Consider the following 24,799-nt stretch of genomic DNA (forward strand, 5'->3'; position numbering starts at 1 on the left):
AGGGCGGCAGTTTGTGATGAGGTCAGCAAAACCCCACGTCGCGAAAAACTGTACCGCAAGGCGAAGACTGTCAGGCAGTTCGGCGGTAGATGAAACAGCGCCCCGGCACGGCCTCCTCCGGCAACGGCTGCTCTTCCAGCGCGCCGAAATACATCCGGTCAGAGGAGACCATCAATCCATTGATTGCCAACAGCGGTTCGATCAATGGTGAAATCATTCTTGCAAAGGCATCGTTCTTTTCACGGTCGTGTCCGCCCAGATCCGCGTGGATCAGGCTGGCGCCCGCAGGAAACTGGGAACGCGCTGCAGGCAGAGTCTCGCGGACGTCGCCGAGAATGGTCAAATGCTCCGCCGGGGTGCTGTCCGGGTGTGATGCTACCGCCCGTTCAAATACATAGACATCTCGGTCTCGGATACGCTCCCGCATGTGATGAAAGGTGCGCCCGTTGCCCAAGCCCAGTTCGAAAACCGGTTCGTTCCTGCCCGCCGTCTGCGTGATTGCTGCATCCAAGCAGGCCCGTTGGGACACCATCCGGTCGATAAAGAGATCCAGACGGGTGGTTGTGGTCTGCTCGCTCATGGCATTCTCCCCTTGGGTAAAAATTGGCGCCAGAAGGCTGCCTGCTGCGACAGCTGTGCCAGAGATTGTCGCGAATGTGTAGCATCCTATGGATAGGTATCCGGGCGTTACGGCACGAGATCTGGCACCTCTCATACGCTCAAATTTTCGACATCGATCTTTAGCGGATTGAAATGGGATTTGACTATTGCCCCAGTGCCGCGCGACAGTGGGCGAAAAAACAGGGGATATGGAACCGCGATGCAAGCGCCTCAACGGCTTGGTGGCTTAGGCTAAATGACGCCTCTGCTGTCTGTCGAAAACCTCAGTATCGGATTTGGCCAGGGCGACCCGGTTGTGCGGGACGTGAATTTTTCCGTCGCTGCCGGAGAAACCGTTGCCCTCGTCGGTGAAAGCGGCTCTGGCAAAACCGTGACCTGCCGCGCCGTTCTGCGCATCCTGCCGAAAGCCGCGCAGATCCGGCACGGCCGGATGCTATGGCGCGGGGCCAATGGAGCTGGAGAGCGGGACCTGCGCCTCCTTGGCGAGCGGCAGATGCGCGATATTCGCGGCAATGAGATCGCGATGATCTTTCAGGAACCCATGCGCTCGCTCTCACCGCTGCACCGGATTGGCAATCAGGTTGCCGAAGTCCTTTGGCTGCATGGTGGCAAAAGCGAGAGTGCAGCCAAGCGGGAGGTTCTGACCTGTTTTGAACGTGTGGGCTTCGCCGATCCCGAACGCACCTACAAATCCTACCCGTTTGAACTGTCCGGCGGGATGCGCCAGCGGGCGATGATTGCCATGGCGATGGTTGCCAAACCTGATTTGCTGATCGCGGATGAGCCGACTACGGCGCTGGATGTGACAACACAGGCGCAGGTCCTCGGATTGATGAAGGATCTGCAGCGCGACACAGGCATGGCCATGATCCTGGTAACGCATGATCTGGGCGTGGTCGCCAATATGGCCGAGCAGGTCGTTGTCATGCACAAAGGCGGGGTGATGGAGGCCGGCAGTGCGGAAGCCGTTCTTGGCGCGCCCGCGCACCCCTACACTCAGGCTCTGTTCAAAGCGGCGCCGCAAATCCCTGAGACACCTGAGCCTGTCACCCCGGTGCCGAGCGATGACCTGATCCTTGAATTGCGAAACGTCTCCAAAACCTATGCGTTGCGCGCGGGCAAAGGCTGGTCTGCCCCGGCGCTTGTTCACGCCTGCAAGGAGCTGAACCTGGCATTGCCACGGGGCAAAACACTGGCGATTGTTGGCGAAAGCGGCTCTGGAAAGACCACTGCTGCGCGCATTGCTTTGGGGGCCGAAATACCAGATCCGGGTGGCGAAGTATTGTTCCGGTCCGCAGAGAATGCGACACCGATTGCCGTTCATGATATGAACCGCAGCAGTCGGACGGCCTTTCAAAAAGCTGCTCAGATGGTGTTTCAGGACCCCTATTCATCCCTTTCGCCGCGCATGCGGGTTCAGGATGCCATGACAGAGCCGATGGAGATCCACGGTCTGGGCAACCGCAGCAGTCGCCGGGACCGCGCCGCTGAAATGTTGCGACTGGTGGGGCTGCAGCCCGAGATGTTGCTGCGATATCCTCATGCATTCTCCGGTGGTCAGCGGCAACGACTGTCTATTGCACGTGCACTGATGCTGGATCCGTCGCTGATTGTCTGCGATGAGCCGACGTCCGCGTTGGACGTCTCGGTACAGGAGCAGATTCTACGCCTGTTGGAAGATATCCGCGACCAACAGCAGCTGTCCTATCTCTTTATCAGTCACGACCTCGCTGTTGTGGCCCGCATTGCAGACGAGGTGGCCGTGATGCGTCGTGGTATGGTGGTGGAACAGGCACCGCCTGAAACGCTGTTTTATAACCCGCAGCACCCCTACACGAAGGCACTGATTGCCGCCCAACCTGAGCCAAGCATCGAGCGTCCGATCAACCTCAAACTGGTCGCACAGGGTGCCGGATCACCCGACAGCTGGCCAGATCGCTTCAAATTCTCTGGCATCACTGCCCCGCCATTGGTGCACGTGGAACCCGGACATAAGGTACGATGTCATGTTTAATCTGCGCCAATCCCTGAAGACCCTCACAACCGGCGCGTTTTTGGCCCATGTTCTGCCCCTAGCCATAGCATCCTCTGCTATCGCCAATCCTGCTGAATTGGTCGAAAGCGGATTTTGGGAGCAGGAAGTCAAATCCGGCGACCTGCCACCGATCGCCGAACGGCTGCCTCAGGTGCCACTGGTTGTCGATCTGGAGGCCAAGGGGCGGGAGCCCGGCATTCAGGGAGGCACCCTTAACACGATGGTGACTCGGTCCAAGGACATCCGGCAGATGGTCGTCTATGGTTATGCCCGACTGGCGGGCTATGACGAAAGCTACCAGCTGCAGCCCGATATACTGTTAGGCTTCGAGGTTGAGGACAATCGACGTTTCACCCTGAAACTGCGGCCTGGCCATCACTGGTCGAATGGAGACCCATTCACCTCAGCCGATTTTGAGTATTGGTGGAAAGACGTCGCAAATAATCTGCTGCTCAATCCCACAGGCGCACCAGACTATCTGAAGGTAGATGACGCCCTACCGACCGTTAGCTTCCCTGACGAGACAACGGTGATCTACGAGTGGGCCGCACCCAACCCCAGCTTCCTGCACAGCCTTGCGCAAGCCAGCCCACCCTTCATCTATCGCCCGTCCGCCTATCTGAAACAGTTTCACGCAGATTATGCGGACCCTGAAAAACTTGCCGAAGAGGTCGACTACGCCCGGGTCAAGAGCTGGGCTGCGCTGCATAACAAGCTCGACAATATGTATAAGTTCGACAATCATGAATTGCCGACACTTCAGCCTTGGATCAACGCCACTTCGGGCAAGAAGATCCGACATCTCTTTGTCCGTAATCCCTATTACCATCGTCTCGACAGCAACGGTGTTCAGTTGCCCTACATCGACACTGTCGAGATGGAAATCGTGGCAGGCGGGCTGGTCGCCGCCAAGACCAACGCCGGTGAGGCAGATCTCCAGGCCCGCGGCCTTGGCTTTCGCGACATTCCAATCCTGCGCAAAGGCGAAACTGACGGCGCCAACTACAAGACCTACCTCTGGGGCAATGGCACTGCGTCGCAAATCGCCATCTATCCCAATCTCAACGTCAACGACGGCCAGTGGCGCCAAGTGCTGCGCGACACCCGTGTCCGCCGCGCATTATCCGTGGCCATCAACCGCGCAGGTATCAATAAGGCACTCTATTTCAAGCTGGCCAAACCCGGTGCAATGACGGTTCTGGAGGCCAGCCCCTTCTTTGATCCCGCCCTCCGCGAAGCTTGGGCACAATATGATCCCGAACTGGCCAATCAGCTTCTGGATGAGGCCGGTCTAACCGAGCGCGACGGCTATGGCATTCGCAAACTCCCCGATGGCAGACCAATGGAACTGGTTGTGGAAACCGCCGGGGAGCGGCAAGAGGTTGAAAACGCCCTACAGATCATCTCAGACGATTGGCGCGATGTCGGTGTTAAACTGGTGATGCGCCCGCTTGATCGCGACATCCTACGCAACCGGGTGTTTTCCGGCACTACCATGGCGTCGGTCTGGTTTGGGTGGGACAATGGCCTGCCCCAGACCTACACCTCGCCTGCTTATCTGGCGCCAACGGATCAGGTGTTTCTGTCCTGGCCAAAATGGGGCCAGTACCATCAGACCGGTGGTGACGTTGGCGAAGCTCCCGACCTCGAACCCGCGCAAAAGCTGATGGCACTCTGGCACGACTGGGAAGCGGCCAAGACCGATGAAGAGCGAACACGCGTTTGGCAGGAAATGCTGAAAATCCACGCTGATGAGGTCTATGCTATAGGCCTCGTCGCTGCGGCACCGCAGCCGGTTGTGGTCAGCAACCGGCTGCGCAATGTACCGCAAAAAGGGATCTGGGCATGGGATCCCGGCGCCCATTTCGGCATCTACCGCCCGGATGAGTTCTTCTTCGAAGATGGCAAGGGCTGAGGAACCGCATTAATGGAGATCCTACGTTACGCCATCTACCGGTTTGGAACTATGTTGCTGACGCTGCTGGTGGTGTCTGTGCTGGTTTTCATCATCATTAACCTGCCTCCCGGTGACTACCTGTCCAACCAAATCGCAGAGCTGCGCGCCTCGGGTCAGTCCTCTGGGGTCGAAAAGGCTGAATTTCTGCGAAAGGAATATGCGCTGGATCGCCCACTCTGGCAGCAATACATGATCTGGATGGGGTTCATGCCTGGCCCTCATGGGTTTTCTGGTATGATACAGGGCAACTTCGGCTGGTCTTTTGAATTTGATAGACCTGTCGCGGAAATCGTTGGTGAGAGTCTCTGGCTCACGGTTCTGGTCAATGTTGCGGCGGTGTTGTTTGTCTATCTTGTGGCGCTTCCGTTGGGCGTTCTGGCAGCCGCCCGATCGCGCACTTGGGTCGACTACACCTCCGCCTTCGTGGGCTACCTTGGGCTCGCAACACCGAACTTCCTGCTGGCACTTATCCTTTTCTATTATGGTCACAAATATTTCGACCTGCCGATTGGCGGATTGATGGATCCCGCCTTTGAGGGGGAGCCAATGACCTGGGCGAAAGTGAAATCCATTCTGATCCACCTGATTGTGCCAACCTTCGTGATTGGCACCTCCGGTGCATCGGCGATGATGCAGCGGTTGCGCGCCAATATGCTGGATGAATTGGGAAAACCCTATGTCGAAACCGCCATAGCCAAGGGAATGGCGCCTGCCCGTATGCTGACCAAATACCCCCTGCGCGTGGCGTTTAACCCCTTTGTCGCGGATATCGGCAACCTGCTGCCCGCGATGATCTCTGGCTCCGTTCTGGTCTCTGTGGTCTTGGGCCTGCAGACCATCGGCCCAACCCTGCTGACTGCGCTTAAGACACAGGATATGTTCCTTAGCGGATTTGTTTTGATGTTTGTGGCGCTACTGACGCTGATCGGGACCATGATTTCCGATGTGTTGCTTGTCATGCTGGATCCACGCATCCGCTATGAGGAGCGCAAGCGATGAGCACACAGCCCGACAATCACTATGTCGACACCACCCCCTATGATCCCGATGCAGCACTGCAAGAGCTGGAGCGCAAGGATCTGGATGCCCCCAATTGGGTTCTGATCTGGCGAAAGTTCAAAACGCATAAGCTGGGCCTCACCTCCGGTGTCTTCCTGCTGGTCTGCTATCTACTGCTTCCGGTCATTGGATTCATTGCGCCATATGGGCCGAATGAACGCGACAGCGAGCATATCTATTCGCCTCCGCAGTCCGTCAACCTCTTTCACGAAGGCAGTCTTCGCGCGCCATTTATCTACCCGATGACCTCTGAGGCGGACCTCGAAACCTTCCAGTGGGTATTCAAACCCGATCTGGAGAACCCACAATCGCTACGGTATTTCTGCGAGGGCGCGACTTACAAGATTGCCGGGCTGATCCCCTCCAACACACATCTCTTCTGCGCGCCCGAGGGGGCGACCCTCTTCATCTGGGGATCCGACCGCTTGGGCCGTGATGTCTTTAGCCGCATTCTCTATGGCGCACAGCTCTCCCTCACGGTGGGTCTGATCGGTATCACCGTATCATTTATTCTGGGCATATTCTTTGGCTCTCTGGCCGGATATTTCGGTGGCAAATTGGACTGGATGATCAACCGCATGATCGAAATCCTGCGGTCCCTGCCAGAGCTGCCATTGTGGCTGGCGCTCTCGGCCGCTGTGCCCTCCAACTGGTCGCCAGTCGCGGTGTTTTTTGTCATCTCGATTATCCTCGGAATTCTTGATTGGCCCGGCCTTGCACGCTCTGTCAGGGCAAAATTCCTGTCTTTGCGGGAAGAGGAATACGTCCGCGCAGCCGAAATGATGGGTGCGTCATCGGGACGGGTCATTCGCAAGCACCTATTGCCGAATTTCATGTCGCATCTGATTGCTTCAGCCGCGCTATCAATCCCAGCGATGATCCTGGGTGAAACGGCCCTGTCGTTCCTCGGCCTTGGTCTACGCGCGCCTGCGGTAAGCTGGGGTGTGATGCTGAATGATGCACAGAACCTAGCCTCGATCGAGATCTATCCCTGGACCGCTATTCCGATGCTGCCAATCATCGTTGTTGTGCTGGCGTTCAACTTCCTTGGGGATGGGCTGCGCGACAGTCTGGATCCTTATCAGCAATAAGCCACGTCAGTTTAACGACCAGCAAGAGGAGGCGGCCATGCGCGATTTTCCCAGCCATAACATGTTTCGCGTGATCCCCGGCGATCACTGGCCAAGCTGTTACGCCGTTGCGGAGTTGGCCAACCGTTCTCTGGCCGCGGTCGGGGTCGCCCTTGCAGAGCTGATGAAGGCCACAAATCTGTCCGCACAAGCGCTACCAATCACCCTAGATCAACGCCGTGCCGCGCTTTGGTTTCGCTACAGTTTTCGACCTCAGGGCTGGGAGATGCCCAACCTCTGGGATCCTCTGGCAGGTGACTATCGCACTGAAGATGGGTGGATCCGTCTTCATACCAACCTGCCCCATCATCGTGCTGCTGCGCTGAATGTGCTGGGCTGCAACCCGGAGCCGGAAGCCGTTCGCTATGCAGTTGCACAGCAGCCGGGCGATGCGCTGGAACAGGCGATTGTTGCCGCAGGCGGCGTCGCAGCTGCCATGCGCAGCGCCGCAGAGTGGCAAGCCCACCCGCAGGGCCAGGCTGTCGCATCGGAGCCACTGATCGCGTGGACCAACGCCCGTCCAATTCACATGCGGGAGCGGCCGTCAGCCACATTGGAGCGACCTCTGTCAGGGCTTCGGGTGCTGGACCTCACCCGCGTGCTGGCAGGCCCCGTGGCCACGCGAACCCTGGCCGCATTTGGTGCAACGGTTCTGCGGATAGACCCGCCGGGATGGGATGAACCCGGTGTTCTTCAGGATATTTCACTGGGGAAACAGATGTCATCACTGGACCTGCGTTCTGATCATGGGCGTGACCAGTTCGAAGCCCTGCTGGCAAAAGCTGACGTGCTGGTGCATGGTTTTCGCCCTGGCGCGCTTGAGGGACTGGGATACGACGGTCCAAAACTGCGAAAGCTGGCACCGAACCTGATTGATGTGCGCCTGAATGCCTATGGCTGGAGCGGCCCGTGGGCCATACGCAGAGGCTTTGACAGCCTTGTGCAGATGAGCAGCGGCATCGCAGAGCGCGGACGACATTGGGCCGCGGGTGGCCAGATCACGCCTGATACTGCGGCCAAACCCGTACCACTCCCCGTTCAGGCGTTGGATCATGCCACCGGTTATCTGATGGCTGCTGCTGTGTTGAATGCTCTGACCAAGGCCAGCCAAGGCGACCCCGTTGGGGATGCCCGCCTATCCCTAGCCCGCACCGCTCATGCTCTTGCGACTCTGACAGAGCATCACGGTGACGACAGTTCCCCTGCCGTCCCGCTCATGGGCGCGCTTGATGCGGATTACTCCAACCATATTGAGCAAACGCGTTGGGGGCCGGGGCTCCGGCTGCTTCCGCCGCTAAAGGTCGGCAAGACCACGATGCGCTGGGATCAGCCAGCAACAGCCTCGGGCACCGCTGCACCGAACTGGCCCGGATGAGACGTTACCGGTCATCTCCTCCGCCATCGTTCACATCCATCAGATCCTCATCAATAGCGGCCTGAACCGCTCCGACTGCCAGATCGCGCTTCTCCTTCGGCGCCTGATCTGCCTGATCCTCCGCCAAACGCACGGTGACCTCGCGATGGGCAAATTTGATGCCTTCTTGGGCGAAAAGGTCGCGAATTTCCTGAAACACTTTCTTGCGCACGAGCCATTGGTCACCAGGTTTGGTCATGAATTTGACCCGGATGATCATCGCCGAATCCTGCATTTCGATCACGCCCTGCGACTTCAGAGGCTGAATGAATGTGTCGCCGATCACCGGATCATCCAGCAACTCCTGTCCCAGTTTCTTGATCAGCTTGCGAACCTTCTCGACATCAGTGTCATAGGTCACTCGCAATGGGAGCTTCATCATGACCCAATCACGGGAATAATTGGTCAGCACGCGGATTTCCCCGAAGGGAATGGTGTGCAGGGCCCCCAGATGATGCCGCAATTGAAACGAGCGGACGGAAATACGTTCAACCGTGCCTTTGACATCGCCGATATCGATATATTCGCCTTTTCGGAAGGCGTCATCGACCAGAAAAAACGCACCTGAAAAGATATCCCGCACCAGCGTTTGTGAACCGAAGCCCACGGCCAGACCAACAACACCCGCACCGGCAAAGAGCGGGCTGACGTTGATCCCCAGTTCCAGCAGAACGATCAGGATGATGGACACCACGACGACGGCTAGAATGGCCCCCCGAAACAAAGGCAGCAGAGTAGCAAGCCGGCTGGCTCCACCGGCCCCACCTTCATCGCCCAACTCACCGACGGGCATATCGCCAACCTCTTCGTCAATCTTGCTGTCGATCCAGATCCGGGCGATATGATAGACGATATAGCCTATAAACAGGATCACGATGATATCACTCATCCGGTCCAGTCGGGAGTTCTCCATCCACGCGGCCTCGGGGTTCCATATGGCAACCATGGCGAAGAAGCCGACAGTGAACGCCAGAATACCCGCAATCCGGCGCGCGAGATCTTCAAAAGTGGCGATCGGATGCCGCGGCTTTGGCGCGATTTCAGCCTCATCGCCCTCATAGTCGGCGTCATCCTCGTCGCTGATGGGGCCGCTCTCGACCAGAACCCGTCGCTGCGACCGATTGAAAAAGCGCTCGATCACATAGTTGATGATACCGTAGACCACGAGGATTGAGGTCAGAACCGAGTAGCTCCCGGCCATCAACGGCAGCGACATATCGCGCTCAAGCACCAGATCAAAGGCCAATTCCAGCCAGCCAAAGATGATATAGATCACCAGAACCGGCGCCCAGACGACAGACAGAAGCCGGACCAGCCATGAGCACGCCTCGGGCGGGCGACCTGCGCGGATTGCATTGGAGATCGCGCGGGCGTTGATCACCACCATCAAAAGGTTACCCACAGTGCCCACCAGCGCCAGCACGCCGTAAACAAGCGCATAGACGTTATAGTTCAGACCGAAATCCCCGACCCAGGTTGCAAACAGCACCGAACAGATATCGTAGGTCGCCAGCACTGAGGCCCAGACGTAGAGGCGACGTGCATCCCGGTCCGAAAAAACGGGAATACGGTATTGGCTCAGGTAGGGCGACAGCACCATTCGCCACAAATCCGAGACCGATCTGGACAGGAAGAAGGCAGTGTAGATGGCGGTAACGGTGAATTTCACCGATGAATTACCGGACGATCCGAAGATCAGGTAGGACGTCAACAGCGCGAAAGCCATGGCCACAATGGTCCCGACCACCCCCATGAGAAAGCGAAACACCAGAAATGGCATTTTGTCCTGATAGCCCTCGGGATTCTCCTTGATCCGTGCCACCACATGCTTCTTGGCAATCCGTTTGCCGTAGATCTCCACCGAGACCCAACGCCCGATGAACAATAGCAATAGGCTCCAGCCAAGCACCTTCACATAGGTGATGATGCGACCGTCCGGGCTGGTCTGCCGCAGAATGTATTGCACTTCGAATATCGAATAAGGCATCGCTTCAAGGCGACTTTCCAAGGCAGCGCCGAATTGCTCGACCTCGGATTGTGCCTTCATCAGTGCTGAGGCGCCGTCCATCTGATCCGTTGCCGGAACCGGAGTGCCGTCGGCAGGTGTATCCGAGGGGGAGACGAGTTGCCCGCGCCCATCCACGATGATCACGCCAACCCCGCTATCTGCCGCCTGCTCGATCGCCTTGGCCAGATCATCTCCGCTGGTGGAATTTGTGCCCTGCGCCAGTGTTTCAGAGGTGCCACTGACCACAAAGGAGAGTGCCAGGATCAAGCAGATAAGAAATTGCGATACCAGTCGCCGCATACGCACCACCTCAGAATTTGTAACCATTCATTCACCAAGGCCGCAAAATGGCGAAAATATCAAGTCTTTGCACGGTTACGTACACGAAGAGGCCAGGATTCTTCCCGCCCTGCAGCGCTTGATTGCAACTTATGCCTCTGCGCGTTATAGAAAATTCAGCGTACCGCGTGAGACGCAAGGATGGGACGGGACCGACGTGCACCCTAAGCCGCCTTCCACGTTTTTGGCCGGACGCAGCAACGATCTGTGCCTTGGCCCGTAGTGTGTCAGGCTGAGCAACCTGAGGCGACACTATGCTGAGGCGGACCCTGGCCGAGCCAACACGCACAGCCGCTGATGCGGGGTGTGGACAAATGTGTCCAATCGTCCGCGACAACGGTGATCCGCTAAGACACACCGGTGCCGCTCTCTCCCTTTCCTCCCCCCAGACGCAGGCCCAGCTATGACAGCCAACGCCCCCTCCAGCGCCCTTCGCGGCGCGCGTGTCATGCTCTACAGCCACGATACCTTCGGGCTGGGCCATCTGCGACGGTCGCGGGCACTGGCAGGTGCAATCACCCATGCTGATCCGACAGCCTCGGCTCTGATCCTGACCGGCTCACCTGTGGCGGGACGTTTTGCCTTTCCCTCCCGGGTCGACCATGTGCGACTGCCCGGCGTGATCAAACGCTCGGACGGCTCTTATGCCTCACGCACTATGGGCATGTCGATTGAAGAGACGACATCTCTGCGCGCCGGGCTGATCCGTTCAACTGCGCTGCAATATGCCCCTGATGTGCTGATCGTTGATAAGGAACCGACCGGGTTTCGCGGCGAACTGCTGCCAACCCTTGACGAACTTAAGTCCAATGGAAACACACAGCTGATCCTCGGTCTGCGCGACGTCCTGGATGAGCCGGAGGTCCTGGCCACTGAATGGGCACGCAAGGACGCTGTTGCCGCCACCGAACAATTCTATGATGAAATCTGGGTCTACGGCATCCGCTCCGTCTACGACCCAACTGCCGGTCTGCCGCTTAGTCCGGAGGCGCAGGCACGGATGCACTGGACCGGATATCTCCGGCGCGATTTGGGTGAGCTGGGCACACCACCCGAGCAACCTTATGTGCTGATCACTCCCGGCGGTGGTGGCGATGGCGCGATGATGGTTGATCTTGTGCTGACAGCCTATGAGCGGGATCCGAACCTGGCACCGCGTGCCATGCTGGTCTATGGCCCTTTCCTGTCCGGCGACACCCGAACCGAATTCGAGACTCGCGTTGCTGCGCTTGATGGTCGGGTCACAGCCGTAGGGTTCGAATCCGAGATCGAAACCCTCTTTGCAGGCGCTCAAGGTGTTGTCTGTATGGGCGGCTACAACACGTTTTGCGAAGTGCTGTCTTTTGACAAGCCCGCTGTGATCGTCCCGCGCACCACACCGCGACTGGAGCAGTGGATTCGGGCCAGCCGCGCAGAAGAGCTTGGATTGACAGCGATGCTCGACGAACGCCGCGACGGCTGGACGCCCGAGTCAATGATCCGGGCCATTCGCGCACTTGCCGATCAGCCTCCCCCCTCTGCTGCGATCCCGGACGGATTGCTGGACGGGCTGGACTACGTAACTGACCGTGTCGATGCGCTGCTGCATGGCACCCGCGGAAAGGCTGCCGAATGACTACCGGACCATCCGAGCCGTCCCGCCCGCCCCTCGCCGTTGTTGTAAAAGGCTGGCCACGTCTGTCAGAAACCTTCATTGCGCAAGAGTTGGTCGCATTGGAAGCCGCAGGCCACCAGTTTGAAATCTGGTCTCTGCGCCATCCCACAGACGTGAAACGCCACCCCCTGCATGAGAAGCTGACTGCGGCGGTCCACTACCTGCCGGAGTATCTGCATCAGGAGCCAGATCGCGTTTGGGCTGCACGGGATCAGGCCCAAGCAATGCCGGGCTATCAGACGGCCTATCGGATCTGGCGCGAAGACCTGCGTCGCGATCCAACCCGCAACCGAATTCGCCGCTTTGGTCAGGCCTGCGTTCTGGCCGCGGAGATGCCCGATGCGGTGTTGGGTCTTTATGCCCATTTTCTGCACACACCTTCTTCTGTCGCGCGCTATGCAGCAATTATGCGCGGCCTGCCCTGGAGTTTTTCGGCCCACGCCAAGGACATCTGGACCTCGCCTGATTGGGAACTGCGGGAGAAACTGGCCGCCAAGAGCCAAGGAGCCACCTTTGGTGCGACCTGCACCGGATTTGGCGCGAAGCATCTGCAGGACATGGCAGACCGGAGCGACCGGGTTGATCTGATCTACCACGGGCTTGATCTGTCACGGTTCCCCTCGCCCCCGCAGCGTAAATGGCGCGCACCGGGCGATCCGTTGCACCTGATGTCAGTGGGCCGGCTGGTCGAAAAGAAAGGCTTTGATCGGCTGATCGGTGCGCTGGCGCTTTTGCCCGGCGGACTGGACTGGCATTGGACCCATATTGGCGGTGGCGACATGCGGGATTTGTTGCAGGGTATCGCCGAGGACGTCGGAGTAGCGGACCGCATCACTTGGCGCGGAGCCTGCGATCAACCCGAGGTGATCGCCGCCATGCGCGCCTGCGATCTGTTCGTCCTGCCCAGTCGTATTGCACGTGATGGTGATCGGGACGGTTTGCCTAATGTGCTGATGGAAGCCGCCTCCCAACGTCTGCCGATCCTGTCCACGGCGGTGTCGGCTATCCCGGAGTTCATCGAAAGCGGCACCCATGGCCTGCTCAGCGAGGACACGCCTGAAGCCTTGGCTGAAGCCATTCTGACCCTCAGTCGAAATCCCGAACAGGCGGCTCGTATGGCGGAGGCTGCATTGGGTCGGTTGCGCAGCGATTTCGGAATGGATCCCGGCATCGCGCGCCTGTCGGAACGGCTGCACCAAATGATGCGTAACACATGACGCCCGGCCAAGGCCGAACTATAGCATTTTACGCGCCGATGAAATCGCCGCGCCATCCGGTACCCTCAGGTGACCGTGAAATGGCGCGAAACCTTATGGGTTTGCTTTCTGGCTCCGGTGCGTTGGTCACATTGGCCAGCGAACTGCGGATCTTCGACAAATCAGGCGATGCAGAGCGTCAGGCAATTCTTCGCGCCAAGGCAGCGCAGGAAATCGATCGTATCTGCGCCGGAGTCGCAGCGACCCCGAAAGCGGAGCGACCGGACCTCTGGCTGACCTACCACAACTATTACAAAGCGCCGGATTTGATCGGACCAACCGTCGCCAGTCGGTTTGCTATCCCCTATGTGCAGGTGGAGTCGACACGAGCCAAGAAACGCCTTTCGGGCCCTTGGTCCCGATTTGCACAAGCGGCCCATGACGCGGCGGACGCAGCCTCTGTCATTTTCTATCTGACAGAGCAGGACCACGAGACATTGTTGCGGGATAGGTATCGCGATCAGCACTTGGTTCACCTGCCGCCGTTTCTGCCGGATCACCGGTTGCCGGAGCCAAGTGATCGTTCCGGCCCCATGCTGTGTGTCGGTATGATGAGGGAAGGTGACAAACTCACATCTTACCGCCTTCTTGCCGACGCGCTGGCTCAGGTTTCGCAACCCTGGCAACTGGATATCGTCGGTGACGGCCCCGCCCGACCTGAGGTGGAGCAGGTGATGTCCCGCTTCGGCAGTACAGTTCGCTTTCTGGGAATGCTGGACCGGGAGGCCTTGGGCGTGATCTACAGGCAGGCCTCTGTCTTTGTCTGGCCAGGCGTCAACGAGGCATTCGGGATGGTCTATCTGGAGGCCCAATCCCACGGGATACCCGTCCTGGCACAAGACCGCCCGGGCCTGCGTGACGTGGTCACCAGCTGGGAGTTCCCAGCTCTCACACCGTCACCGAGCAACGGGCCCGAAGGGTATGCACAAGCACTAACACAGGTGCTTGATGATCCCGCCCTGTGCGACCGACAGGCGAAGCATGTTCGCAGCCGGGTCGCAGACCGGCACCTCGCACCGGTGGCCGCACAGCGTTTGTGGTCAACCCTTTTACCCCTGCTGGAGATTCCATAATGATCAGGCTTGCTCTCTTGCGCCACGGCCACACCGATTGGAATCGCGCCGGCCGTATACAGGGGCGCAGTGACATCCCGCTGGACGACACTGCGCGCGCCGAACTCGCCGCGCAGACCCTACCCGCACCTTGGGATCAGGCGTCACTCTGGTCCAGTCCTCTGAAACGCGCAGCTGAAACTGCGGAGCTGGTCGCCGGGCGCGCCCCAAAAACCAGCCCGGCCCTGATTGAAATGAACTGGGGCGATTGGGAAGGGCAGCACGGCAAAGAGCTCAAGTCCGATCCAGCCAACGGGTTTCGCGATATTGAGAACTGGGGGTGGCACTACCGACCACCCAGTGGTGAAACCCCGCAAGAGGTCTGGGAGCGGATCGCCCCTTGGCTTGCGCATCTGACGGAGGACACGGTGGCAGTCTGCCATATTGGCATCATGCGAATGATCCTCGCGCGGGCCCATGGCTGGAATTTTGACGGCCCCGCCCCGTTTCAGATCAAGCGCAATCGATTGTTCGTAGTGGAGATTGATGGCAATGGCACTCTCACGCCCATTGCCGAACCAGTGCGCCTCAGCAAACGGAATACGAAATGAAAATTCTGATTGCCGTAACGCATCTGTTGGGCACAGGACATCTGTCCCGTGCCCTGACACTGGGTCGCGCCTTCGCCGCTGCCGGGCATCGGGCCTACATTGTATCGGGCGGTGGCTCCGCACCCCACCTTGACCACAGCGGCGTTGATCTAATCCAGCTCCCCCCGCTACGCTCTGACGGGGTGGCGTTTAACCGATTGCTGACACCAACCGGCGAGCAAGCTGACGATACCTATCTGAACAATCGTGTTGAGCAGCTCTGCGATACGCTTCGAGATATCGAACCCGATATTCTGATCACCGAGTTATTTCCCTTTGGTCGGCGCAGCCTAAAGCACGAGTTTCTAGCACTTTTGGACCGGGCCACTAAGCTGTCCAAACCACCCGTCGTTCTGGCATCAATACGCGACATTCTCGCACCACCTTCAAAACCCAAGAAGGCGCAGGATGCCGCCACAATTTTGACCTCACACTACGACGGCGTGTTGGTTCATTCCGATCCGCAGGCCACCCGATTGGAGGCCTCATGGCCAGTTACAGCCGAGGTCTCGAAGAAGCTTCACTACACCGGTTACGTTGCTCCAGCTGCGCCGACCCCGCATCCTGAGGGTGTCGGCAAAGGCGAGATCCTTGTCAGCGCCGGTGGCGGCAGTGTTGGTTCTGCGCTTTATCAGGTTGCTGCGAAAGCTGCCAAATTACGACCCGCCCTGCGATGGCGCATCCTAGTAGGCGGTAGCAGTGCGGCCGAGGAAATCATGCGCCTGAAAGAACAGCACGGTGAAACCGCTGCCATTCTGGAGCCGGCGCGGCCAGATTTTCGTCAAATGCTTCATGGTGCTGCGGCCTCAGTCAGCATGTGCGGCTACAACACCGCACTGGATTTGCTGCAGACGGGGGTGCCTGCGGTGATTGTTCCCTTTGATGCGGGCAACGAAGTTGAGCAATCTCTGCGTGCCGCCAGCCTTACCCCGCTTCACGGTATCACCTCCCTGTCTGCCGCCGATTTGACGCCGGAGGCGCTTTGCGCGGCATTGGACAACGTCATCGCCGCCCCTGCACGACCAACCGATGGCTTCCGGTTTGACGGCGCGGCCCGAACGGTAGAGATTGCCTGCAACTTGGCAAAGGAGCGTGCATGACACCGGATTGGACCAGCTTGGACCGCGAGCTTTCTCGATGGCAGGACGATGGGCTGATCCTGCCAATCTGGTGGCGCGACGACGACGCTATTGCCCCCACGCCGCAGCTGGATCGACTGATTGAGCTGTCAGAGCGTCTGGCCCTGCCAGCCCATCTTGCGATCATTGCGCGGGATGCAACACCCGCCCTTGCGGACCGATTGGCGCAGGTGGACGCGCTGGTGCCTGTCGTGCATGGCTGGGCGCATGAAAACCACGCGAGCGCCGGTGACAAGAAGGCAGAATTTGGCACCCACCGTCCGATCGACGATGTGCTGGAAGACGCTGAGAATGCCTTGACCCGGCTGCGTGGCCTACTGGGTGACCGGCTGCAACCAATGTTTGTCCCGCCCTGGAACCGGATAGATACCGATGTCGAACCTTGGCTCGCCGGGTTGGGCTACAGCGCCCTGTCGACCTTCACCCCACGCCGTCGGGCAAAAGCGGCACCAGGCCTCTGGCAGATCAACACCCATCTCGACCCAATTGACTGGAAGGGATCATGCGGGCTTGTAGCGCCAACGCTGCTGCTATCACAGCTGGTGACACAGCTTGCCGCGCGTCGTAAGGGGCAAGCCGATGTTGCCGAACCCTATGGCATCCTCACCCACCATCTGGTGCAGGATGATGCGACTTGGGGATTTTGCGAGGATGTGATGCGCCGCCTGCTGGATGGTCCGGGGCGCGCTTGGGTATTTGATGAAAGGATTATCTGAATGAGCCGCTTGGATTCCATGCTGCGCCGTCTGACCGCGCAGCGGGATGGGCTGAATTGGGCCGCAGAGCAGGTTCGCAACCTTGCCGGAGATGTGCTCGACATCGGTTTGGGCAATGGGCGTACCTATGACCACCTGCGCGAAACACTGCCGGACCGGCGGGTTCGCGTCATTGACCGGGTGTTGCAGTGCCACCCCTCCTGTGTGCCGCCAGAGGCTGATTTCTTGCAAGGTGAAGCCCGTCCGATGCTAGACAAGCTGGCGCAGGAAGGTAGCCCGATCATATTAGCCCACTACGACCTTGGCTTTGGTGTGAAAGAAAAAGACGTCGCCGAAGCCGCTGCTCTATCCCCTGCGATTGCGGCTGTGATGGCACATGGAGGGATCATCGTCTCTGGCCAGCCCCTCGTCGGCTTTGATGAGCTGGACTGCCCGCAAGGGATACCTTCTGGACGCTACCTTTTCTATCAGGTGAGATGAAAACCCCGCGATGCTTGAAAAAATGCCCCGGAACAGTCCGGGGCATTTTTTTTATGGCATCTTACTTCTAGGGATCAGGCGACGCGATTGCCACGTGACCAAACCGCACCCAGCGCTGGAACGCCCGCCCGCATCCGGAAGCGGATCAGATCCGCCCGCTTACCAATTTCGATACGCCCGCGATCCGTAAGATTGACCGCATCCGCCGGGGCCGAGGTGACCGTCGCCAGGCCGCGCGCGATATCCCCCCAGAGTTCGCCAAGCTGCGCTGCAGCCAGCAGCAAGGCCGCAGGCACATAGTCCGAGGACAATACATCGAGGAGTTCCAGCTGTGCCAGATCTTTGGCCGCGACATTGCCGGAATGCGACCCCCCCCGGATCAGGTTTGGTGCCCCCATCATTACCTTGATACCATGGTCATGACAGGCCCGCGCGGCCTCTATCGTGGTGGGAAATTCGGCCAAATGGATGCCGTGACCAGCGGACACCGTCACCTGTTCTGCGGTTGTATCATCATGACTTGCCAGAACCGCACCAAACCGGCGCGCCGCTTTCACCGCTTCTACCTCATGCAGATCACCGTATGTGTCGCGCATGCGTTTCAACCCGGCAACATGCGCCTTGAAACCACCGTCATCAAAGCCGTGCTTGCCTTTAACATAGGCTTCCAGTTTCGACATGTCCCGGAATTGCCTCTGCCCCGGCGTATGGTCCATCAAGGAGACAAGGCCGACACGATCCGCGTCTCCAAATTCGTTTAGCTCATTCACAAGCGTCTCCGAACAGACTTCGGCGCGCAGATGCAGGAAATGACTAATTTTCAGTGCGTCCTGATCGCGCAGCTCAAGCAGCTCACTTGCAAGGCTACGGGCATATGCGCCGTAGCGGGCCTCCGCTGCCTTGATGGACCCCACCCGCATAGCATCGAACACTGTGGTGATACCGGTGCCTGCCAGCTCAGCGTCATGAGCGATAATCGCTGCTGCGTGGGGCCAGTCTACCTTGGGGCGGGGTTGGATATGACGTTCCAAATTATCGGTGTGCAGTTCCACAAGACCGGGGCAAAGATAATCTCCGCCAAGATCAATAGCCCCCTTGGGAACGGATGCGCCATCCGCGATGTCAGTGATCACCCCATCTGTCAGGGCAATGGAACCAACGCGGGTTTCACCGGGCAGGACAAGAGTGGCATTGGCAAGGATCAAAGGTTCTGTCATCTGAATTTCACACGGTTTGAGCTATAGAACGGGCCACACTTAGGAGGCCATTGTGACAGTCACGCGATACGCGATCTATTATGTGCCGCCTGCAAAGGCGGAGTGGAGCCGGTTTGCATCCAGTTGGCTGGGCTGGGACGTGCATGAGGGGGCTCCGTTGGATCACCCCACCGGCACCGGCCTCGACGTCGCGGCCATCACCGATGTGCCGCGTAAATACGGGCTGCACGCGACCATAAAACCGCCGTTTCGGCTTGCGGAGGGCACAACATCTGACGCTCTGGCCGAGCGGTTTGCGCAGTTCGCCGCAGCGGCAAAGCCGGTGGCGCTGGACGGGCTGTCTCTGACCCGGCTTGGCCGTTTCCTCGCCCTGTGTCCGAGCGGGGATCAACTGGGCCTGAACCGTCTTGCTTTTCATTGCGTCCGCGATCTGGATGAGTTTCGCGCGCGCCCCACACTCGATGAGCTGGAAAAACGGCGCACTGGTGGGTTGTCTTCTGCGCAGGAACAAGCGCTGGTAACATGGGGCTACCCTTACGTGGGCGACAGTTTCCGGTTCCACATCACCTTGAGTGGCAAGCGGCCCAAAGCGGAGCTGCCTGCCATAGAGGCTGTGCTGCGGGATCGATTGGTTCCCCAGCTGCCAACGCCTTTCGTCATTGGCGATCTTGCTTTGGTTGGCGAAGATAGCGACGGGCGGTTTCACATGCTGCATCGTCATGCCCTTTCCGGCTGAAGCCAGGGCATCAGGGCAGTTTCCGCTGCCTTGATCGCCTCTTCCAGTTGGCCGCTGTTGTCGATGTCAAACACCTGCGACAGTCCGGCAGGCACCGGCGTTGACGCGCGGGCGAGCCTGCGCTCGACCTCGGCGCTGTCCTCACGCCCGCGCGCGCTGAGCCGTGCGGCAAGTGCTTCGGGCGCGGCGGTGACTGACAGAACGATCAACGTGCCGAAGGCCGCCTCAGCCTCTAGGAGTACCTTGCGTGAGAGATTCACAAGAACACCAGAGGCCCGATTGCGCAGCTCGTCAATATCTCGCGGAATCGCATAGCGTAACCCATGCGCTTGCCAATGCAGGGCAAAGCCTGGCGCGGAACAAAGCGTTGCAAACCGATCCTCAGTCACAGCATCGTAGTCCTCCCCGCCGAGTTCCGGCGCGCGGGTGATAATCCTGCGCTGCCTCACCAATCCCGGTACGCGCTCTAGCAGCGCGTCCATCAGGCTGTCCTTGCCGACACCCGACGGGCCGACCACGGCGATCACCGGTGCCTTGGCCGGTTGCGTATTCATGCTGCGGCCTTTGGTGTGAAGGCAGAAACATCGACAAAGCGATCACAGACCTGTTCGCGCGCGGCCTCATCATGGAAAATTCCGATGATGGCTGCCCCGCGCGCTTTCGCCTCTTCGATCAGGCTTAGAACCGTGGCGCGGTTTTGCGCATCAAGGCTCGCGGTCGGCTCATCCAACAACATCGCAGGATAAGTATGGGCAAAACCGCGCGCGATATTCACCCGCTGCTGTTCCCCGCCGGAAAACGTTGTCGGGCTGAGCTGCCAGAGGCGTTCTGGAATGTTCAGCCCAGCGAGCAGAGTTGCGGCGCGGTCGCGTGCAACTGCAAGATCGACCCCCACAGCCAAGAGCGGCTCTGCCACAACATCCAGTGTCGGCACCCTCGGCACCACCCGCAGAAACTGGCTCACATAGCCCAGCGTCTCGCGCCGCAGCGCCAGAATTTCGCGGGGCGCGGCCCTGGCGACATCAACCCCACCGATCATGACCTTGCCAGATGCCGCCAGATAGTTCCCGTAGATCACCCGCATCAGGGTCGATTTCCCTGCTCCGGACGCGCCTGTGAGGCCAATACACTCCCCTGCCGCAACCGTCAGGCTCGCGCCTTCCATGACCGGAATGACCGCACCGCCTTGATTGTGAAGGGTGAAGCTCTTGCTCACGTTTTGAAGTTCAATCATCTCGGATCCTCAGACCTGAAGAACGCTGGAAACCAGCAATTGGGTGTAGGCGTGCTGCGGATCATCCAGCACCTGATCGGTCAGACCTGTCTCGACGACATGGCCGTCTTTCATGACCATCAGCCGATCCGCCAGAAGCCGCACCACTGCGAGATCATGGGTTACAATAATGGCGCTCAGCCCCATCTCGCGCACCAGGCTGCGCAGCAAATCCAGCAGCCGCGCCTGTACCGAAACATCCAAGCCCCCCGTGGGCTCATCCATGAAGACCAGCCGTGGTCCGGTCACCAAATTTCGAGCGATCTGCAATCGTTGCTGCATGCCGCCGGAGAAGGAGGTGGGGCGATCATCAACGCGGCTTTCGGCGATCTCGACCCGCCCCAACCAATCCGCAGCATGGGAGCGGATGTTCCCGTAGTGACGATCCCCCACAGCCATCAGCCGCTCGCCGATGTTGCCGCCCGCCGAAACGGACATCCGCAAACCCTCACGCGCATGCTGGTGAACAAAGGCCCAATCCGTACGCCCGAGCATGCGCCGTGCAGGTTCCGACATGGTGACCGTATCCACGGGCCCGTCTGTGCGGGTGTCGAAAATCACTTCGCCACGATCCGGCGTCAGATGCCCTGCCATACTGTTCAACAGGGTCGATTTCCCCGACCCGCTTTCACCAACAATGCCCATGACTTCGCCCGGATAAAGATCAAAGCTGACGTCAGTGCAGCCAATCCGCGCGCCATACATCTTGGCCAGGTTTTTTACTTGCAGCAGCGGTGTCATCACGCGGCCTCCTCACTCAGGCGGCCAATATGGCCAGCGTCACGCCGGGATCGGCAATAATCCGTGTCCGAGCAGACAAACATCCGGTTGCCCGCGTCGTCGAGGATCACCTCATCCAGATAGCTGTCCTCTGCCGCGCAGAGATCGCAGGGGTGATCCGCCTTGCTGGCTTCAAACGGATAGTCCTCAAAATCCAGAGAGACCACTTCGGTATAAGGGGGGACGGCATAGATGCGCTGTTCACGCCCCGCGCCAAACAGCTGGATCGCCGCCATGTTCATCTTGGGATTGTCGAATTTTGGAATGGGAGACGGATCCATGACATAGCGATCTGCAACCTTCACCGGATAGGCGTAAGAGGTCGCGATGGCACCATGCTGGCTGATATCTTCATAAAGTTTCACGTGCATCAATCCGTATTCCTGCAAGCTGTGCATCTTGCGGGTTTCGGTTTCGCGCGGCTCAAGGAAGCGCAAGGGCTCCGGGATCGGCACCTGATAGACAAGGATTTGATCCTCACTCAGCTCCGCCTCCGGGATGCGGTGACGGGTCTGGATGACACTCGCCTTTGCGGTTTGTTCGGTGGTGGCCACGCCCGCGGTGTTTTCGAAGAACTTCCGGATCGAGACCGCATTGGTGGTGTCATCTGCGCCCTGATCGATCACCTTCAGCGTGTCATCCGGTGTCAGCGTCGCGGCAGAGACCTGCACACCACCCGTGCCCCAGCCATAGGGCATCGGCATTTCGCGGCTGGCGAAAGGCACCTGATAGCCCGGTACCGCCAGCCCCTTTAGGATCGCCCTGCGGATCATCCGCTTGGTCTGTTCGTCGAGATATGCAAAGTTGTAGTCGGTCATGACTTTTCCCTCACGGCCCGTATTTGGGAGCATTTGTTTTGCGGGAATTTTCCGTAACGACGCTCGTTTTGGTTGTGGTCGCAATACTGTTGGTCGTCAAACTGTTCCGTGTTCAACCGCTTAAGTCGCGACCAAGGAACGGCGGTTATGCTGGTGCCGAGGGGCAATACGATGGGGGAGACCATGACTGTGGGGGAGGAGATGGCGGTTGCAACTGATGTCATTCCGCAGCCTCCTGCGCGGCAAGTGTTTCTGCCAGCTCGGCCGCCTCGCGGCGCAATTTGCGGACCAGTTCCAGTTCGGATTGGAAATCCACGTAATGCGGTAGTTTGATGTGCTCGAGGAAACCGGTGGCCTGAATATTGTCGGCGTGGCTTAGGACAAATTCCTCGTCCTGCGCCGGGGCGCCAAGGTTGTCTTCGCCGAGTTCTTCCCAGCGCAGGGCGCGATCGACCAGCGCCATGGCGATAGATTTGCGTTCTGACTGACCAAACACCAGTCCATAGCCACGGGTGAACTGCGGTGGCACGGTTTTCGACCCCTTGAACTGGTTCACGGTCTCGCATTCGGTCAGCTCCACCTCGCCAATCTCAATGGCAAAGCCGAGTTCAGGGATCTCCATTTCGACCGGTACGGTGCCGATGCGCAACTCACCCACAAAGGCGTGGTTGCGCGCATAGCCACGTTGGGTCGAATAGGCCATACCAAGGATAAAGCCTTCATCTCCTCGGGTCAGCGACTGCAGACGCACCGCCCGGCCCGCCGGAAATGACATCGGCTCGCGCGTCAGATCACCCGGCGTTTCATCTGTTTGAACCTCCTGCTCGATGATATTTTCCCCATCGAGAAACGACAGAATATGCGGGGTGTCTTCATCCCTAGGCTCGGCTGTCTGCGCCTGCGGCTGATCTTCTGCATCGGCCTCAGCAGCCAGTTTGAAATCCAAAAGCCGATGAGTGTAATCGAACGTCGGTCCCAGCACCTGCCCACCCGGCGCGTCCTTGAATGTTGCAGAGATCCGGCGATCGCAGGCCATGCGGCTGCTTTCAACCGGCAGCGTCGCGCCAAACCGCGGCAAGGTGGTGCGATAAGCACGGATCAGAAAAATCGCTTCGATCAGATCTCCGCGCGCCTGCTTGATTGCGAGCGCCGCCAGATCAGGATCATAGAGCGAACCCTCAGCCATTACCCGGTTGACGGCAAGACTAAGCTGTTCGCGGATCTGGGCGAGGCTCAACTCCGCTACGGAGGTATCTCCACGGCGTTCCTCTGCGAGCCAGGCATGGGCGTTATCAATCGCCCGCTCGCCCCCTTTTACGGCAACATACATGTCTTAGCCTTCCTTGTTGGACAGCGGCGTGATCCGGCTGGATCGGGGCAGCGCAGAAATCTGGCTACCGGCGGTAAAATAGGTGTCAAAGCCAAGCGGGAAGAGCATAGAATTGGCCTGAAACGGACCGATATCCGGCAGCGAAATCTCGCTGCAGGTCTTGATGCCTGGACCACGCAGCTCGGCGTTTGTTGTATCAAGGGACGGCAACTCCACAATCAGGGTTGCCGAGCGATCCGGGTATTCCGATGTCCCGATGCGATAACGATCCAGCGGCGCAAGCGCTGACCAGCCACCGATGGCGAATTCAGCCTGCTCTGGCAGGACGAAAGGCGCGCCGGTGTGGAAGGTAATCCATTCCCGCACAGCCGGGCGATCCACATCAGGCGCAAGAAATACGCCCGTATCGGGATCACAAAGCGTCAACACCAGACATCCCGCCGCAACCGAGAGCCCTTCTGGCGGGGTGGCGCCATTGATGTCTTTGATCTCACCGGGCCGCGCCATGGCCGACATCGCAGCGCGAAACGCTTTCGCCGACTGAATGGGCGGAGCGGTAAAACCTCCGGAAAAATGAGAAGCCTGGGCTTGTGATGACATCAGTCTTCCCCTCGCACCATGGTGAAAAATTCAACTTTTGTTGCCGCGGCCTTTGCAGCTCGACTCATCTTGCGTGTGTGCTTTGCCGCCTGTAGGGGCGACAGAACCCGGCGATGAACCTCCTCTGCTGCGTCTGTCTGCATCAGCGCATCGACTTTGGCCGCAGTCTCTGCCTGAAGCTTGCTACGCCCCTGCACATATCCATGCCCGACAGTGCCATCCGCCAGTGTCAGAGCGCAGCGGGTGACCGTCATTTCACCAAGATTGAAAGGCGCCCCACTGGCCCCCATCCGTCCCTGCACCATGACGCCACCAACCTCCGGCGGGCGAAGCCATGTGTGATCGGGATTGCACCCATAGTTCTGCCACAGATCTTGCAGCGCCTTTGCATCTGCAGTGGCAAGCAGGCCCATCCATGCCTTGCGGTTGGCGTGATCGCCATTCTCGCCCGCTGTCATGCTCTTTTCACTGTTCATCTTGTCTAAGCCTCTTGGCCTGTTTGTCTACACAATCTATACAACTAGACAAATGCTAT

23 protein-coding genes are annotated in these 24,799 nt (G+C 59.0%); 13 read left to right on the forward strand and 10 right to left on the reverse strand.

The window, feature by feature from the left end; all coding sequences use genetic code 11:
* Nucleotides 1-70 precede the first annotated feature (70 nt).
* A complete protein-coding gene (locus INHI_RS0113945; protein ID WP_027248038.1) occupies nt 71-580 on the reverse strand; it encodes a class I SAM-dependent methyltransferase in 510 nt (169 codons plus the stop codon).
* Nucleotides 581-856: 276 nt separating this feature from the next.
* Between INHI_RS0113945 and INHI_RS0113950 the strand changes: the two genes are divergently transcribed.
* The 5 genes from INHI_RS0113950 to INHI_RS0113970 are packed head-to-tail and all read left to right on the forward strand — an operon-like array spanning nt 857 to nt 8,177.
* The gene (locus INHI_RS0113950; RefSeq protein ID WP_027248039.1) at nt 857-2,635 is read left to right on the forward strand and encodes an ABC transporter ATP-binding protein; all 1,779 of its coding nucleotides are present in this window, start codon (nt 857-859) and stop codon (nt 2,633-2,635) included.
* On the forward strand, nt 2,628-4,571 hold the full coding sequence (locus INHI_RS0113955) for an ABC transporter substrate-binding protein (protein ID WP_027248040.1): 1,944 nt from the start codon (nt 2,628-2,630) through the stop codon (nt 4,569-4,571). The genes INHI_RS0113950 and INHI_RS0113955 overlap by 8 nt, the downstream gene beginning before the upstream one ends.
* 12 nt (nt 4,572-4,583) lie before the next feature.
* A complete protein-coding gene (locus tag INHI_RS0113960; RefSeq protein ID WP_014873544.1) occupies nt 4,584-5,612 on the forward strand; it encodes an ABC transporter permease in 1,029 nt (342 codons plus the stop codon).
* Entirely contained in the window at nt 5,609-6,763 is a 1,155-nt protein-coding gene (locus INHI_RS0113965; RefSeq protein ID WP_027248041.1) for an ABC transporter permease, read from the forward strand. The genes INHI_RS0113960 and INHI_RS0113965 overlap by 4 nt, the downstream gene beginning before the upstream one ends.
* A gap of 37 nt (nt 6,764-6,800) precedes the next feature.
* Nucleotides 6,801-8,177, forward strand: coding sequence for a CoA transferase (locus INHI_RS0113970; RefSeq protein WP_027248042.1), 1,377 nt, complete (start codon nt 6,801-6,803; stop codon nt 8,175-8,177).
* A gap of 4 nt (nt 8,178-8,181) precedes the next feature.
* Here the strand turns inward: INHI_RS0113970 and INHI_RS0113975 are convergent, their stop codons facing one another.
* Nucleotides 8,182-10,524 carry a mechanosensitive ion channel domain-containing protein gene (locus tag INHI_RS0113975; protein WP_027248043.1) on the reverse strand — a complete coding sequence of 781 codons (2,343 nt, stop codon included), beginning with the start codon at nt 10,522-10,524 and terminating at the stop codon, nt 8,182-8,184.
* A 442-nt stretch (nt 10,525-10,966) separates the two neighbouring features.
* On the opposite strand from INHI_RS0113975, the gene INHI_RS0113980 reads away from it, so the two are divergent.
* The 7 genes from INHI_RS0113980 to INHI_RS0114010 all read left to right on the forward strand — a co-directional run bounded on the left by INHI_RS0113980 (nt 10,967) and on the right by INHI_RS0114010 (nt 17,510).
* Complete coding sequence (locus INHI_RS0113980; protein ID WP_014873540.1) at nt 10,967-12,178, forward strand: glycosyltransferase family protein; 1,212 nt, start codon at nt 10,967-10,969, stop codon at nt 12,176-12,178.
* Complete coding sequence (locus tag INHI_RS0113985; RefSeq protein ID WP_027248044.1) at nt 12,175-13,434, forward strand: glycosyltransferase family 4 protein; 1,260 nt, start codon at nt 12,175-12,177, stop codon at nt 13,432-13,434. The genes INHI_RS0113980 and INHI_RS0113985 overlap by 4 nt, the downstream gene beginning before the upstream one ends.
* 80 nt (nt 13,435-13,514) lie before the next feature.
* Complete coding sequence (locus INHI_RS0113990) at nt 13,515-14,546, forward strand: glycosyltransferase family 4 protein (RefSeq protein ID WP_036767335.1); 1,032 nt, start codon at nt 13,515-13,517, stop codon at nt 14,544-14,546.
* Nucleotides 14,546-15,136 carry a histidine phosphatase family protein gene (locus tag INHI_RS0113995; RefSeq protein ID WP_027248046.1) on the forward strand — a complete coding sequence of 197 codons (591 nt, stop codon included), beginning with the start codon at nt 14,546-14,548 and terminating at the stop codon, nt 15,134-15,136. Before INHI_RS0113990 ends, INHI_RS0113995 begins: the two co-directional genes overlap by 1 nt.
* On the forward strand, nt 15,133-16,275 hold the full coding sequence (locus INHI_RS0114000; RefSeq protein WP_027248047.1) for a glycosyltransferase family protein: 1,143 nt from the start codon (nt 15,133-15,135) through the stop codon (nt 16,273-16,275). Before INHI_RS0113995 ends, INHI_RS0114000 begins: the two co-directional genes overlap by 4 nt.
* A complete protein-coding gene (locus INHI_RS0114005) occupies nt 16,272-17,030 on the forward strand; it encodes a polysaccharide deacetylase family protein (protein WP_027248048.1) in 759 nt (252 codons plus the stop codon). Before INHI_RS0114000 ends, INHI_RS0114005 begins: the two co-directional genes overlap by 4 nt.
* Nucleotides 17,031-17,510 (forward strand): class I SAM-dependent methyltransferase, encoded by a 480-nt coding sequence (locus tag INHI_RS0114010; RefSeq protein WP_027248049.1) that lies wholly within the window; start codon nt 17,031-17,033, stop codon nt 17,508-17,510.
* Between the two features lie 74 nt (nt 17,511-17,584).
* On the opposite strand, the gene INHI_RS0114015 is transcribed toward INHI_RS0114010, so the two are convergent.
* The gene (locus tag INHI_RS0114015) at nt 17,585-18,727 is read right to left on the reverse strand and encodes an alpha-D-ribose 1-methylphosphonate 5-triphosphate diphosphatase (RefSeq protein ID WP_027248050.1); all 1,143 of its coding nucleotides are present in this window, start codon (nt 18,725-18,727) and stop codon (nt 17,585-17,587) included.
* Nucleotides 18,728-18,779: 52 nt separating this feature from the next.
* On the opposite strand from INHI_RS0114015, the gene INHI_RS0114020 reads away from it, so the two are divergent.
* Entirely contained in the window at nt 18,780-19,463 is a 684-nt protein-coding gene (locus INHI_RS0114020; RefSeq protein WP_027248051.1) for a DUF1045 domain-containing protein, read from the forward strand.
* Here the strand turns inward: INHI_RS0114020 and phnN are convergent.
* From phnN to phnG, 7 genes are all read right to left on the reverse strand, one after another.
* Nucleotides 19,445-20,017, reverse strand: coding sequence for a phosphonate metabolism protein/1,5-bisphosphokinase (PRPP-forming) PhnN (gene phnN / locus INHI_RS0114025; protein ID WP_014873531.1), 573 nt, complete (start codon nt 20,015-20,017; stop codon nt 19,445-19,447). The two genes, INHI_RS0114020 and phnN, sit on opposite strands and share 19 nt — an antisense overlap.
* Nucleotides 20,014-20,697: a phosphonate C-P lyase system protein PhnL gene (gene phnL, locus INHI_RS0114030; protein WP_014873530.1), complete on the reverse strand. Its 684-nt coding sequence runs from the start codon at nt 20,695-20,697 to the stop codon at nt 20,014-20,016. The genes phnN and phnL overlap by 4 nt, the downstream gene beginning before the upstream one ends.
* A 9-nt stretch (nt 20,698-20,706) precedes the next feature.
* Nucleotides 20,707-21,477, reverse strand: a complete 771-nt coding sequence (gene phnK / locus INHI_RS0114035) for a phosphonate C-P lyase system protein PhnK (RefSeq protein WP_027248052.1) — start codon at nt 21,475-21,477, stop codon at nt 20,707-20,709.
* Nucleotides 21,477-22,334, reverse strand: a complete 858-nt coding sequence (locus INHI_RS0114040; protein WP_027248053.1) for an alpha-D-ribose 1-methylphosphonate 5-phosphate C-P-lyase PhnJ — start codon at nt 22,332-22,334, stop codon at nt 21,477-21,479. The genes phnK and INHI_RS0114040 overlap by 1 nt, the downstream gene beginning before the upstream one ends.
* A gap of 220 nt (nt 22,335-22,554) precedes the next feature.
* Nucleotides 22,555-23,664, reverse strand: a complete 1,110-nt coding sequence (locus tag INHI_RS0114050) for a carbon-phosphorus lyase complex subunit (protein WP_027248055.1) — start codon at nt 23,662-23,664, stop codon at nt 22,555-22,557.
* A 3-nt stretch (nt 23,665-23,667) separates the two neighbouring features.
* Entirely contained in the window at nt 23,668-24,264 is a 597-nt protein-coding gene (phnH, locus tag INHI_RS0114055) for a phosphonate C-P lyase system protein PhnH (RefSeq protein WP_027248056.1), read from the reverse strand.
* Entirely contained in the window at nt 24,264-24,740 is a 477-nt protein-coding gene (phnG, locus tag INHI_RS0114060; RefSeq protein WP_014879099.1) for a phosphonate C-P lyase system protein PhnG, read from the reverse strand. Before phnG ends, phnH begins: the two co-directional genes overlap by 1 nt.
* Nucleotides 24,741-24,799: the final 59 nt, after the last annotated feature.

The sequence above is a fragment of the Phaeobacter inhibens DSM 16374 genome, from assembly GCF_000473105.1.
GTDB lineage: Bacteria > Pseudomonadota > Alphaproteobacteria > Rhodobacterales > Rhodobacteraceae > Phaeobacter > Phaeobacter inhibens.